This window comes from Bacillus sp. EKM202B (assembly GCF_011066025.1).
Taxonomy (GTDB): domain Bacteria; phylum Bacillota; class Bacilli; order Bacillales; family Bacillaceae_G; genus Bacillus_A; species Bacillus_A toyonensis.
The window spans coordinates 17,686-31,340 of sequence record NZ_JAAMNK010000009.1 but is presented as its reverse complement, the minus strand read 5'-3'; the positions used below and the strand labels follow the sequence as shown (position 1 = coordinate 31,340).

General features: G+C 34.1%; 13 protein-coding genes. 7 read left to right on the top strand and 6 right to left on the bottom strand.

Annotation, left to right across the window (positions count from 1 at the left end; genetic code table 11):
* Nucleotides 1-14: 14 nt before the first annotated feature.
* Nucleotides 15-1,940, bottom strand: coding sequence for a heavy metal translocating P-type ATPase (locus G9F74_RS13410; RefSeq protein ID WP_001083762.1), 1,926 nt, complete (start codon nt 1,938-1,940; stop codon nt 15-17).
* A gap of 271 nt (nt 1,941-2,211) precedes the next feature.
* Between G9F74_RS13410 and G9F74_RS13405 the strand changes: the two genes are divergently transcribed.
* The 3 genes from G9F74_RS13405 (at nt 2,212) to lepB (ending at nt 4,780) form a co-directional block, all read left to right on the top strand.
* Entirely contained in the window at nt 2,212-3,162 is a 951-nt protein-coding gene (locus G9F74_RS13405; RefSeq protein WP_016107465.1) for a DMT family transporter, read from the top strand.
* 123 nt (nt 3,163-3,285) lie between these two features.
* Nucleotides 3,286-3,966: a lysoplasmalogenase gene (locus G9F74_RS13400; protein ID WP_001102002.1), complete on the top strand. Its 681-nt coding sequence runs from the start codon at nt 3,286-3,288 to the stop codon at nt 3,964-3,966.
* A 277-nt stretch (nt 3,967-4,243) separates the two neighbouring features.
* Entirely contained in the window at nt 4,244-4,780 is a 537-nt protein-coding gene (gene lepB, locus G9F74_RS13395; RefSeq protein ID WP_016107466.1) for a signal peptidase I, read from the top strand.
* A 42-nt stretch (nt 4,781-4,822) separates the two neighbouring features.
* Here lepB and G9F74_RS13390 read toward each other — a convergent pair whose 3' ends face one another.
* A complete protein-coding gene (locus tag G9F74_RS13390; RefSeq protein ID WP_016107467.1) occupies nt 4,823-7,585 on the bottom strand; it encodes a tetratricopeptide repeat protein in 2,763 nt (920 codons plus the stop codon).
* A gap of 402 nt (nt 7,586-7,987) precedes the next feature.
* Between G9F74_RS13390 and G9F74_RS13385 the strand changes: the two genes are divergently transcribed.
* Nucleotides 7,988-8,575 carry a DedA family protein gene (locus tag G9F74_RS13385; protein ID WP_016107468.1) on the top strand — a complete coding sequence of 196 codons (588 nt, stop codon included), beginning with the start codon at nt 7,988-7,990 and terminating at the stop codon, nt 8,573-8,575.
* Nucleotides 8,576-8,586: 11 nt separating this feature from the next.
* Here G9F74_RS13385 and G9F74_RS13380 read toward each other — a convergent pair whose 3' ends face one another.
* The 3 genes from G9F74_RS13380 to G9F74_RS13370 all read right to left on the bottom strand — a co-directional run bounded on the left by G9F74_RS13380 (nt 8,587) and on the right by G9F74_RS13370 (nt 9,839).
* Nucleotides 8,587-9,015, bottom strand: a complete 429-nt coding sequence (locus G9F74_RS13380; RefSeq protein ID WP_000100302.1) for an EamA family transporter — start codon at nt 9,013-9,015, stop codon at nt 8,587-8,589.
* A gap of 106 nt (nt 9,016-9,121) precedes the next feature.
* Nucleotides 9,122-9,268, bottom strand: coding sequence for a BH0509 family protein (locus tag G9F74_RS13375; RefSeq protein ID WP_000817786.1), 147 nt, complete (start codon nt 9,266-9,268; stop codon nt 9,122-9,124).
* A gap of 154 nt (nt 9,269-9,422) precedes the next feature.
* Nucleotides 9,423-9,839, bottom strand: coding sequence for a pyridoxamine 5'-phosphate oxidase family protein (locus tag G9F74_RS13370; RefSeq protein WP_000550219.1), 417 nt, complete (start codon nt 9,837-9,839; stop codon nt 9,423-9,425).
* 179 nt (nt 9,840-10,018) lie between these two features.
* Between G9F74_RS13370 and cax the strand changes: the two genes are divergently transcribed.
* On the top strand, nt 10,019-11,074 hold the full coding sequence (gene cax, locus G9F74_RS13365; protein ID WP_002093843.1) for a calcium/proton exchanger: 1,056 nt from the start codon (nt 10,019-10,021) through the stop codon (nt 11,072-11,074).
* An 81-nt stretch (nt 11,075-11,155) separates the two neighbouring features.
* On the top strand, nt 11,156-11,953 hold the full coding sequence (locus G9F74_RS13360) for a YfkD famly protein (protein ID WP_002093842.1): 798 nt from the start codon (nt 11,156-11,158) through the stop codon (nt 11,951-11,953).
* A gap of 39 nt (nt 11,954-11,992) precedes the next feature.
* Here the strand turns inward: G9F74_RS13360 and yfkAB are convergent, their stop codons facing one another.
* Nucleotides 11,993-13,120: a radical SAM/CxCxxxxC motif protein YfkAB gene (gene yfkAB / locus G9F74_RS13355; RefSeq protein ID WP_000156031.1), complete on the bottom strand. Its 1,128-nt coding sequence runs from the start codon at nt 13,118-13,120 to the stop codon at nt 11,993-11,995.
* Between the two features lie 213 nt (nt 13,121-13,333).
* On the opposite strand from yfkAB, the gene G9F74_RS13350 reads away from it, so the two are divergent.
* Entirely contained in the window at nt 13,334-13,516 is a 183-nt protein-coding gene (locus G9F74_RS13350; RefSeq protein WP_000513558.1) for an SE1561 family protein, read from the top strand.
* The last annotated feature ends 139 nt before the right edge of the window (nt 13,517-13,655 follow it).

Genomic DNA, 13,655 nt, shown 5'->3' with positions numbered 1-13,655 from the left:
TGAGGGACCCGTTTTTATTTGTTTCCTTTTAATAATCGTAACCCGTTTAAAATGACAAGAATTGTACTTCCCTCATGCCCAATAACACCAAATGGAAGAGCTAAAAATTGCAAGAAGTTTGAACAGATTAGCAGTGCAATTACAGCTAGAGAAAATACTACATTTTGCTTTACAATACGGTTCATTCGTTTTGATAAACGGATGGCTTGGGAAAGTCGAGACAATTCGTTCTTCATAAGTACAACGTCTGCAGTTTCTAAAGCTACGTCTGTTCCTTCACCCATTGCAACACCAATGCTAGCAGTAGCGAGCGCGGGTGCATCATTTATACCATCTCCGACCATTGCTACTGTACCGTATTTTTCTTTTAACTTTTTAATCGTTTCAACTTTTGTTTCTGGTAAACAGGATGCATAATATTCTTTTATATTGCTTTCAGCAGCAATGGCTTTTGCGGTTTCTTCATTATCGCCAGTAATCATGATTGCTTCCACACCAATGCTTTGTAAATCGCGAATAGCAGCAATGGTTTCTTGGCGGAGTGTATCTTTTAAAGCGATAAGTCCAAGGATACCATCTTCATCACTTATATAAACGACAGTTTTCCCTTCTTTTTCAAGGGAGGTAGAAATACCATTATGAAATGTCTTTGTTTCTTCCCCGATAAAATCAGCTTTACCAATTTTATAAGCTTTATTTTCTAATGTTCCTTTTAATCCAAAACCAGTTACATCTTCAACGTTTTCGGGTTTTTTTATCGAAATATCATAAGCATGTTTTGCATATTTAACAATGGATTCAGCTAAAGGATGTGTAGAGTGACTTTCAATTGATGCTGTAATAGAAAGTACTTCACTTTCTGCTATACCTTCTCGAACATATACATCTGTTACAGTAGGTCTTCCTTGTGTTAATGTTCCTGTTTTATCAAAGGCAATCGCCTTTACTGAAGCTAGACGTTCTAAATGAATGCCGCCTTTAAAGAGAATACCGTTTCTCGCTCCGTTAGAAATTGCAGATAAAGTTGCGGGTGTAATAGCTGCAACTAGTGCACAAGGAGAAGCGACTACAAGTAAAATCATAGCGCGATAAAATGTTTCATTCCAACTCCAATCCAGTAAGAAGTGAGGAACGAACATCATAAGCGCAACAACGAGTAGTACACCTTTTACGTATGTTCCTTCAAATTTTTCGATGAATAGTTGTGATGGTGATTTTTCACTTTGTGCACTTTGAACGAGACGAATAATCTTTTGGAATAATGTTTGATCGCTCGGCTTTGTAATTGTAATTTCAATAGCACCACGTAAATTCACAGTTCCAGCAAACACTTCATCGCCGAATTTTTTCTCATTCGGAATAGGTTCTCCTGTAATAGCAGCTTCATCAATATTTGTTTCACCATTATGAATTGTGCCATCAGCAGGAACACGTTCACCGGGTTTAATTAAAATAATGTCGTTAATTTGTAATTCTCCAACAGGAACACGTTCCTCGGTTCCATTTGAAATACGTAATGCTTCTTCAGGCTGTAAATCAAGAAGTGCTGAAATTTCTTTTTGACTTTTACTTAACGTATAAGATTCCATTGCACCACTTAGCGCAAAGATGAAGATTAAAATAGCACCCTCTGCCCAATAGCCAATCATGGCAGCGCCGATAGCAGCAAAGAGCATGAGCATTTCAACATTTAGCTCTTTCTCTTCAATTGTGTCTGCAATGCCTTCTTTCGCTTTTGCAAATCCTCCAATTACATAAGCGAGGATATAGAAAGTAATGCCTACACTTATCGCCTCATTTTTTGTGAATAACCAGCCAGCTAAAATGAAAATACCAGATAAGATTGCAAATATAAGTTCATAGTGCTTTTTTAGTGTTTGAATCCAAGATGGATTAGGTACGTTCTGTTTTGATGGTAATGTTTTTACTTCCGAGTTCATTATTACTCGCCCCTTTCAAATTCTTATTGAGAAAAAGAATCAAAATCGAAACCCCTATAAAACGACGAAAGCTGCCATCCGTAACGGATAGCAGCATTTCTGTTAAATCTGATTTTAATAGTTATTATGTTGTAATTATTCTATAGTATAGCATATGTTTTTGAGAGATGATATGTTTTTGTTTCAAGTATAAACCGAAAACTTGTGTTTTTACAGTTCCTTTGGTATATATGAATATTGTTCATAAAAAGATCGGAAAGGAAGACAACAAGTGAAGACAGAGAAATTTTTTACTCATCCGATTGGTGTATTTATTGCTGCGATAGTAGCAACCTTTTTATGGGGAAGCGCATTTCCCTTTATTAAATTAAGCTATGCTGAACTTGGGATTCGGCCACAAGAAGTCGGAGAACAAATATTATTTGCTGGTTATCGCTTTTTCTTATCTGGTGTAATGCTCTTATTATTTTTTAAAGCGCTAGGAAAAGATATGCAGTTCAAAAAAGGAACAGGGAAGCAGTTAGTTCAAATTGGTTTGTTCCAAACTTTTCTTCAATATATATGTTTTTATATTGGAATGAGTTATAGCTCCGGAATTGAAGGAGCGATTATTTCAGGAACATCATCATTCTTTCAAATTTTACTCGCACACTTTTTATATAAAGATGATGCTCTCAATATGAGAAAGATAATTGGCGTATCAATCGGATTTTGTGGTGTCATTTTAGTGAATGTACCGAGTGATGGAAGTTTATCATTCCATTTTGGAATAGGTAGCTTATTACTTCTTGGGGCAGCGATGATGTATTCGTATGGAAATATACTAGCAAAAGAGGGTAGTAAAACGTTAGATGTTGGGTATATGACAGCATACCAAATGATTTTTGGATCAGTTGGGTTACTATGTATAGGTGCATTACAAGTTGGAGCGATGCCATTTACTTTTAACCTATATACGATACTTATGCTCATATATTTATCGTTCTTATCGGCAGCGGGATTTTGTATATGGAATACAATTATGAAGTATAACAAAGTAGGAAAAGTCTCGATGTATATGTTCTTCATACCTGTCTTTGGTGTGTTATTATCGAGCATGATTTTAGGAGAAGCAATTCATTCATTTGTATTATTCGGTCTAGCATGTGTAGCAGCGGGAATCATTGTCGTAAATCGTACCCCGGCTAAGCAGAAAATGGAGCAAAAAAAACAAGTAGCGTAGAGAACAAAAAAGCGATTAAAATGGAAGAACAGTATTGTTCTTCTTTTTTTATGTAGAAAAAGGAGAACAGACTATATATAACGAAAAAAGATACATTAAAGCATTTATTGAGGAGAACATATTATGAATGTACTTTACATTGTGTTAATCGGACAAATAATTATTTTTTTAACAGGAGCAATTTATGCAATAGGACAGACAAAAAGAACAAGAGAAAATATGCCGTTACCTTTAGCAGTTCGTCTTATTCTTAGTTTTTCTTTAACAGGTAGTGCGATTTGGATATGGCTACAAGATCCATCGATAGAGTATAGCAGCTGGGTTGCACTAGGAATGACTTTATCGACTTTAGGAGATTTATTTATGGCAGGTTTGATTCCCTTTGGCCATCGATTAATTGGAGGGATGGTTACTTTTGCTCTTGCCCATTGTTTTTATGTAAAAGCATTTTTGCAAACAGGTATTTCATGGAATGGTTTTTGGATTGGTTTACTCGTATACGGACTCTTTCTAATTATAGGGTGGTTCTTTTTTATCCGAAATGAAAAACAGGACAAACTGTTTACGATAGGAGCCCTAATTTACGGCTTGTGGGTTGGGGGAATGGCTTGCTTTGCATTCGCCTTATACTATGAGAATACAGGAATATGGTGGATACCAGCGCTTGGTGGTTTGCTGTTTGTGATTTCTGATTTTATTATTGGTGTGACAGATATTGGTGGCCGCAAGCTGAAGTATGAACCACTTTGGATTTGGTTTACATATGTCGCTGCTCAGATGTGTATTGTATATGTAGGACTATAAAAAGATGCTCTCAAAAATAGTAGATAGACTATTTTGAGAGTATCTTTTTCTTTGATATTCTAATATATTTGTTTAATTAGTTTTAGTATTTGTTAAGTGTAAAATTCATAGGAAAATTTCTGCTTAATAAATATAAAATATGATATATCAAAATAATAAACTTGTAAAGAATGGTGTTTTAAAATTTGTAATATTATAATTATATAATTTATAATATTATGGAAAACAACTATCTGAAGTATTTATAATATAAATAAAAAGAAAATGAGATGGTGGAATGATGCAAAAGAAAAAACGTTTGCGTGAGTTCTTTGGAATAATTGCAAGTGCATGTTTATTAGCGTTTTTGGCAAAAATCTTTTTGTTTTTCCCTACAACTGTAAAAGGAGCATCTATGAAGCCAACGTTACAAGGTGGGGATAAGATAATTGTTAATAAGTTGGCAAAGCAATTTGAAAGTTATGGTAGAGAAGACATTATTGTTGTGAAGACGGATAATTTTTATGTGAAAAGAGTGATTGGGTTACCGGGTGATGTAATTGAGATGAGAAATGACCAATTATATGTGAATCATGAGGTGAAAAATGAGGAGTATTTGCATAGTAATAAAAAACAAGCTGAAAAAAAACTGATGAATTTAACAGAGGACTTTGGACCTATTACAATTCCTAAAAATAAGATTTTTGTTATGGGAGATAATCGCTTAATAAGTAGGGATAGTAGAAATGGTTTAGGACTTATTGATAGAGCAGATGTATTAGGAAAGTTAGCGGCAATTTATTATCCATTTGAACATGTGAAAATAATAAATTAAAGTAAAAAACCAAGCAAATTTCAGTTTGCTTGGTTTTTTATGTTAAACAGTAGGAGACTCGTTAGATACAAAGACGTCTTCATTGTTTTGGTTAGTACTTATAACAAATTTGTGTTGCAATAGTTGTAGTTTAAATAATGCTAAAGGATCATGATAAGTTTCTGGGTTGCTTCTTAGCGTTGCTAATGTTTGTTCGTCTTCTTGTATTTCAAGTTGAGCGGCTTCTACATTTTGTTTCAATACGCTAAGTGGATCTTTAAAGAACATCATGATATCACGCTCTAGTGCACCTTCAAATACTTCAAATTGAAGGAAGAATTGTTTTGAAATTGTTTGGGCAATTTCTGTATAGTCTTCCGTTTCAATATATTGTTTATATTTGTTTGCGAGCATAGATTGGTTTTTTTGCATATTACCAAATAATTTTCCGGCACTCTTTAAGAAAAATTGTGTCGGTGTGAAGCGTAATAAAATGTTGATGTTCGTTACTGTAATTCTATTTGTCATTCGTACGACATCTCGATGCCAATCATCTAGTAATTTGAAATCGCAAGGAAGTTTCATACGTTCTTCTTTATATAATTTATTGAACGTTTCACTCATTTCATCTAAATAAGCTTGAGCTTGAATAAATTCATTATGTGCTGTTTCAATCCATTCTTGAATAGACCCAGTAAATTTAGGAAGAAGCACTTGTTGTACATGTTTGTCAATTCGTTCGTTCATCGCAGCATTTAATTCTTCATGAACTAATTTGAAATCACTATCTTCTTGAACAAGGTCAGAACAGCTCTGTAATAATTCAGGAATTTGAGAATGTATATCTTGTGTAATTTCTTCTTTCGTTAAAAGATAAGATTCTGTAATAGAACGGATTTTGTCTTTTTCAAGAGCAGTAAGATTGTTAATAAATCCATTAAGTTTTACAGATATATGTTTATTCCAGCGTACTGATTTCACTAATGTATGTTCTAATTCTACACGTTCATTTACAAGGTAAGCGATTGTCTTTTGAGTAAACCATATTAGCTTTTCTATACGTTCTTTCTCTATGTCACGTTCTGCAAGATTAGAGAGAATGGACTCTGTTACATCCCCAAGTTGCTGGCTACTCTCTTGGGAAGGAGAGTACGGGAAGAATTTTGCATTTGGGAAATGGACTGTAAGTTTACTAATTAGATTTTCATTGGTAGTCGTATTATTTGTGTGTAATACGAAATGAATTTGTAAGTTTGGCACTTGTTCACGTAAATAAAGTAATGTATCAAGTTCTTCGCCATGTAATGGTGAGGCAGAATTTAATATGTAAATAAGGCTCTCTGCTGCCTGTAAGTATTCAAAGTATGAGCTGCTTTTATCCAATTGTCCTTGAACAGATGGTGTAACAAGAAATGCAAACTTATTTTTTCTTAAAAATCTACTTGGTAACTTAATTTCTATACATTTTTTCTCAAGTTCTGACTGGGAAGATGTATCCATTATTTGATGGACTTCATCAAAGTTCGAGATGTTTTTTACATCTAGATCATTGAATTCCGTTATTGCAGTTTGACTATCGTCTTTAAATAGAATAGGAGCTGTTAAAGTCTCAGTTAAGATGTTCTCTCCTAATATTGAATTAACGAATGACGCTTTATCATGGTCACTTGTTCCAGCTATTAGTAGTTTATTAACATGTAAATCACATAGTTCATGGACGAGTAGCGTAAATTGATGACTTAAATCTACATCATTTTTCTCGGCCCATTCAGCAATTGTTTCGAATAGATGAGAAACGGTTTCCATATCTACATTTGTTTCAGCTGATGAATTAGAAAGTAAGGCTCCAGCACTTTTTACGAGTAATGATTCTAAAGTTGTAGGTGCAACTTCATTCCATGCTAATACTGCGGCAGAAACAAGTAAGGAATCCTTTGCTTTTGTTAAACTAAACCAATTTGTTAATAAATCAGGAACAAGACCGTTTAATTCATGCATAAAATGATCGCCAGTAATTAATGCAAAGTATGTTTCTTGGTAGCGGATAGAAATTTCATTCCAATTGTCATTGTTATCTGTTTCAATATGTAAAAATAAATGATTCATGCTTTGGATCCAAGAAAGGTATAATGGTTCATTTTGATAGCTGTTCCAAAGGGCAATAACAAACTCTTTAAATTGGACTTGGTCAATTGCATATAAAGCTTTTAAAGAATCATAGAAATATTCTGGTTTGATTTGTTTAGTAAATCCTTGGTTTACGTAATGGATTAAAGTATCGAACCAATGTAATGACTTTGTTCGAATTCCCTCTTGAACTGCAAGTTCGATAGCGTTGTTCCAATCTTCTTGTTTTTCATAGAAAGAACGTGCGATTGCAGTAATATTCGGATAGTCTGGTTGAAATGCCACAGCTTCACTAATCGTCTTAAAAGCTAATCCTAAACGATCTTGCTCGATATAAAGAGAAAGAAGTTGCAAGGAAACTTCCATCGTAAGAGTTGTACCTTCAGTTTGAATAGATTGATAAATTTCTTCTGCTTTTGGTAAGAATCCGAGTTCAAAATAAGCATCAGCAATATTTTTGGTTGCCCAAAGTTCAAGGTCGTTATTTACTTTCTCCCACTTAAATATGGCTGCTTCAAAATCTTTATTTTGGTAATAAAATTCACCTTGAGCAAAGCGAATATTAGAAATGTTGGAGAATTCATTTTTAGATTCATTTATGTATGCTTCACCGAGTACTTCCGATACTGGAGTAGAAATTTCTTCTGTTAAAAATGTTTTATAGTAAACTTTTTGGATAAATTGATTTTCAATGGTCATGTTCGTTCCCCCCTGTATAATTTAGAAAAATGATGTTGTATGTAAAAGGGTACATGTTTTTTAATAGATAGAAGTTGTATTATATAGACCAAACTATGTTTTTGCTAGATGTATCATTTTTCTTGAGAGTTAAACCGTTGCGAAAAGTAGCTTTCCTTTATTGTAACAAAAAAACAAGCATATGAATTTTTATTTTTTAATCCTGATTGGTGTGGGCTAATAATCAGTGGAGATAGACAAAATACCCACTGATTAAAGTTTCACTTTATCGCTGTTAAAAGAATGGGTAGAAGTAGAGTTCATTATAAAAACAATGTATAGTGAATATGTATACCATGTTTGTCTTAAAGAGAGAACGGGCAAAATGTGGAATAACGATCGTGCATAGGATGTGTCTTCCGAATGGAACAACATATTGGCGAGTTAATCGCGCATTATGGGTATTTTGGAATTATTATAGCATTGGCTGGTGGGATTGTCGGATTACCGATACCAGACGAGTTTTTATTGACCTTTGTTGGTTATAATGTTTCAAAAGGCGTTATGTCAGGAACTGCTGCTTTTTCAAGTGGGATGGCGGGTGCGATGTTAGGTATTACATTAAGCTACATATTAGGTTTAAAACTCGGTCTTCCTGTTTTAAAAAAATATGGGCCGAAAGTTAGAATTAAAGAACATCACATTGAAAAAACACATGTTTTATTTGAAAAATACGGTCCATTTCTTTTAATGATTGGTTACTTTATACCAGGAGTACGTCATTTAACAGCATATTTTGCTGGGGTTTCGAATTTAACATTTTGGCGTTTTTGCTTGTACGCTTACGGTGGTGCGCTCATTTGGATCAGTGTTTTTATCGGACTTGGCTGGAAGTTAGGAGAGAAGTGGCGATTTGTCGAGTATAGTTTACATCATTATGGAATATGGATTTTAATCATTTCAGCAGTTGTTACATGCATTGTATGGTTTTACATAAAGAAAAACCGCTAATAGCGGTTTTTTTAGCTGAAAGCAATAAATAGTACACCAGCTGTAATAAAGACTACACCGATACCAGTCATAAAGTTTAACTTTTCACCGAGTATAATCATCGCAAGAATAATAGAAAACACTACACTTAATTTATCGATAGGGGCTACTTGAGAGACCTTTCCTGTTTTTAAGGCAAGAAAATAAAATAGCCATGACGAAGCACCTGCAACCCCACTTAATGTGATAAATAGCAGTGCTTTTTTATTTAGCAGTACGTCGCCGATATTTTGAAATTTACCTTGTATAATAATAACGCCTATCATAAATAGTGCCATAATAATAGAACGAACAGTCGTAGCAACATTAGCATCGATTCCATCTAAACCAATCTTTCCAAAAATAGATACAAGGGCAGCAGCAATTGCTGATAATAATGCGAATAATAGCCATGAGCTCATAGTAAAATTCCTCCAATCTTACATTATTATACATGAAAATCATTCTCATGTATTAATAACGAAATAATCCCCACCTTATATTTTTAATAAGGTGGGGATTATTATACTACTCTGCAATTTCCTCATATAAAAAGTACGTTACATTATAAATATGTTCTACTTCATCGTCTGTCATAAACAATAATTCGTCACGCTCAATTCCTTTTTTCTTTTCAATAAACTCAATCATGTTTTTACGTTCTTCTCTTTTCATCAATTTTATTTCTCCTCTCAGTCTGTTTTAATACAGTTTATTTAAGTTACTGCTATTATATAACAGAATCTTTAGAAAGTTCCACCTATTTTATTGTTTTTTTCAGAAGAACTTTTCGACAAAACAAGCCCACCTAAGGGGGGCTTGTTTTATTTTATAGTCGTAAAAACTCGGGCTCCGTGGTACCTGCACCATCGATGTAATAAATTGTGTCAGGATTGATTTTTATTAATACGTAATTAGGGTCTTCAGGACCAAGTAACCAGCGTTTTAAGCTATTATTCCAAAACTTGTTTTTTAATGTTGAGTCTTCCTCGATTGAAGCTAAGCCTTCAACTTCTATATAATCTTCATCTAATTTTTTTCCTTCTCGTCCAAGCAGTACATGTACATTTGGATTGTTTTCGATATCTGTTATCTTTTTTGATTGTCGATCTGTTGCAACGTATAGTACAAAATCTTCATGGAAAAACATCATAAAAGCGCTGTGTGGCTTCTCATTACGTACAGTAGATAACACACCTGTTCTTTGTCCTTGAATAATCGTTGCAATTTTTTCTTTTAAGTGCATACTTTTAACCTCTTTTCATAATTTATAATTTTCTCCGTTTAAACAAGATAAATTAAATATCTTTCATACTGTTTTCTTCAATCTGATTTTTTAAACGTAATTGTGATGAAATCGGACAAGTTAGGAGAAGAATAATATTAATGATGAGGAGAAATACATACGATGGAAGGATGGAAAGCATGTTTAATAAAATATTTCTTATAGTAGCGCTTATAGGTGTACCACTTTCTGTACTCGGAAAAACAATGCATTGGCCTCAAACGATTATGTTTGCTGTATATTGCATTACAATTATCGCATTAGCGGGGTTTATGGGGAGAGCAACAGAAAGTTTGGCAATTGTCTCTGGACCTCGAATAGGTGGATTATTAAATGCAACTTTCGGTAATGCCGTTGAACTTATCATTTCAATTTTCGCACTTCAGGCAGGATTAATTGAAGTTGTGTTAGCTTCGTTAACGGGTTCTGTACTTGGAAATTTACTATTAGTAGGAGGGCTGTCCTTTTTTATAGGTGGATTAAAATATAAAAGACAAAGCTTTAATGTTTACGACGCAAGACATAATTCAGCTTTATTAATTTTTGCTGTTGTCGTAGCCTTTGTTATTCCAGAAATTTTTTCAATGAAGATGGATGCGGGAAAGACGTATCAATTAAGTATTGGCGTATCTATTATTATGATTATTATGTACCTTGCTGCATTGCTATTTAAGTTAGTTACGCACCGTGGTGTATATCAACATAAAAGTGACGAAGTAGCGCATGAAGAAGAGCCAGAGTGGTCGAAAGGTAAAGCACTCCTTATTTTAGCGATAGCGACGATTGCAGTAGCTTATGTGTCGGAGGCTCTCGTGCATACATTTGAGACGGTTGCGAAGTCATTTGGCTGGTCAGAGTTATTTATAGGGGTTATTATCGTTGCAATTGTTGGAAATGCAGCGGAACATGCATCTGCAATTATTATGGCTTATAAAAATAAAGTAAATATTGCAGTTGAAATTGCAGTAGGTTCTACATTACAAATTGCGATGTTTGTTGCTCCTGTATTAGTATTGCTTTCTATGTTTTTTGTACAAAGGATGCCTTTAGTGTTTACAATACCAGAACTTGTGTCCATGATTACAGCTGTTTTCTTAACGATTGCAATCTCCAATGATGGGGATACAAACTGGTTTGAAGGAGGCACTTTATTAGCTGCGTACGTCATTATGGGAATTGGTTTTTATTTATTATGAAAAATAGGCATAACAATTGTGCTCAGAGAAAACAATAAACAAAGTAGTATATATACCTTTATGTAGGAAGGAGCCAGACAGGTGAAACGAGTATACAGCATATGTCTTTCAGCCATGGTCTCGTTTATTTTATTATTTCCTAACAGTAGTTTTGCAAAGACAACGGTAGAAACAAAAATGCCTTCATCTGTTTTAAATATTTCAAAAGACAATACGTTTCCAAACGATGCGCAAGATTTGCCGCGCTTGCAGCCTAGTAAATTTGCTCAAGAACTATTGAAAACAGCAAATATTAAAATTGAAAATCCGGACTTAATTCGGATGTTTAATGAAACGACAATTTCAAATGCACCGCTTGCAGTAGGGTACCGCGCGAAAATTTATTTAGGTCAATGGGCTTTAAATTATGAATCGGTAGATACATCGATTAATTGGGAATATAAACAAGTGAATCGTAATGTGTACGATAATCGAGGAGGAGATCGCTTATATCCACTTCGTTATAAGCAAGAAACTCAAAAGACGATTGAAGGCGATTTAACAGCAGATATGAAAGATGCTACAGATGTGAAAAAAATGATGCTGCTAAAAGCGCTTGAAAAAGTACAGTTGCCACTTTCATTTAAAACGACCATTGGTTATGGTACAGGACATGAGCGTGTGTATAATATTAGTCCGAGTCAACTTGGATATTTATATGCTTATACGCCAGCAGTAAATGAAAAAGGAAAAGTAACGTTTGGAGAAGTGTACCTTGTTTTAAAAGGAAATCAAAAAAGACTTGTTGTAAAAAATGTTACCTCTCAAGGAATTGGAGCAGCTATTCCAATTCATGATCATTTGTTTTTTAAATTTATTTCCTCGTCGCATGCGCAATGAAATAAGAAAACGTCAGCCCATATAAGCTGACGTTTTTATTTATAACATAAGGTTTGATTTTTTTGATAAGAAATCTTCTGTTGGATAGTAGCTGTTCTTTACAAGAACATTCGGTCCAAGACATTTCACCGCAGGGCAATGACAGCTTAATGATTTTGCTGTTTTTGAAGCGCTCCATTTCTCATATGCTTCTTGTAATGTGTTTGTTTGTATGTTTCCTAGAAGCGGAACATCACCAAAGTCCGTCACAATAATATTTCCATCGAAAATATTTACATTTAAACGAGAACGGCCATCTGGATCATTACGTACAGTTACATTTTTACTTTCATGTAATTTCTTAAATGTAGCTAAATCGCGTTCATCATCACTACATGCATAGAAAGGTAATGTTCCAAATAACATCCATACATTTTCGTCACGAATTTCTAATAAATGTTCAATAGCTTTTCGAATTTCGTCTTTTGTTAAAATTTCAAGTGTGCTAGCGAAGTCACTTGGATACATCGGATGCACTTCATGACGTTTACAACCCATTTCCTCAACGATTTGACGATGAATATGTTCAATGTGTGGTAGAGTTCTTTTGTTTAACATCGTTTCAGCTGATACGAGTACACCTGCATCGGATAGAGCTTTACTATTGGTAATCATTCGTTCGAATAATTTTGCACGTTGTTCATAAGTAGGTTTACGCTCCATCATTGCAAATCCGCCTTCAACGAAGTCATCAATTGTTCCCCAGTTATGAGAAATATGCAGCACATCTAAATAAGGAATAATTTGTTCGTAACGTGCTAAATCTATAGTTAAGTTTGAGTTGATTTGAGTGCGAACGCCTCGTTCATGAGCGTATTTTAAGAGTGGTGTTACATAGTTGTCGACGGATTTCTTTGAAAGCATAGGTTCTCCGCCAGTAATACTTAAAGAACGTAAATGAGGAATCTCATCTAATCGTTTTAATAAAAGCTCCATCGGAAGCGGATTTGGATCTTTCGGCTGTAATGTGTAACCAACAGCACAATGCTCGCAACGCATATTGCATAACGTTGTCGTTGTAAACTCAACGTTTGTTAATAGTAGTTTGCCGTACTCTTCAAGGTCCATATACGCTTCCCATGGATCGTAAGAAGGAGTAATCGGCTTCATTTTTTGTGATATCGTCATATGAAATACTCCTTTGACTATTGAAATAACAATTTGTCCATTCTCTATAATAGAAGAATATGTACTTTTTATAAAGTGAAACTTTTTAGCGGAAAAAGAGAGAGGGCTTACATTATAGCGGATAATCGTGACAAAATTGATGAAATTTCATGCCCATAGCAATCATTTTTGCGGTATAATAAAAGCAACTCGAATTAAAAGGAGAGTGCCTTCATGGGAAAAGCAATTCAAGATAAAGATACACAATTAGTATATTTAAAAGAGCGTTTAAATATGTTCATTGAAGTAATTGATACAATTGAACCTGAAGAAGTAGAGTTAGAAGATGTAGATCGTCTTCTTGCGATGTTAGATGAATTAGAATTAAAATGTGAGCAATTTAAAAAAGACGAATAATATATTAAAAAGGCTGCCAATACAAAATTGGTAGCCTTTTTCTGTACGGATAATAGAAGGAATATAGAAAAAAAGGTATAATCAAGTTGTGAAAAATCTCATTTATACTTTAATAGCATGAAATAAAGTGAAACTTTAA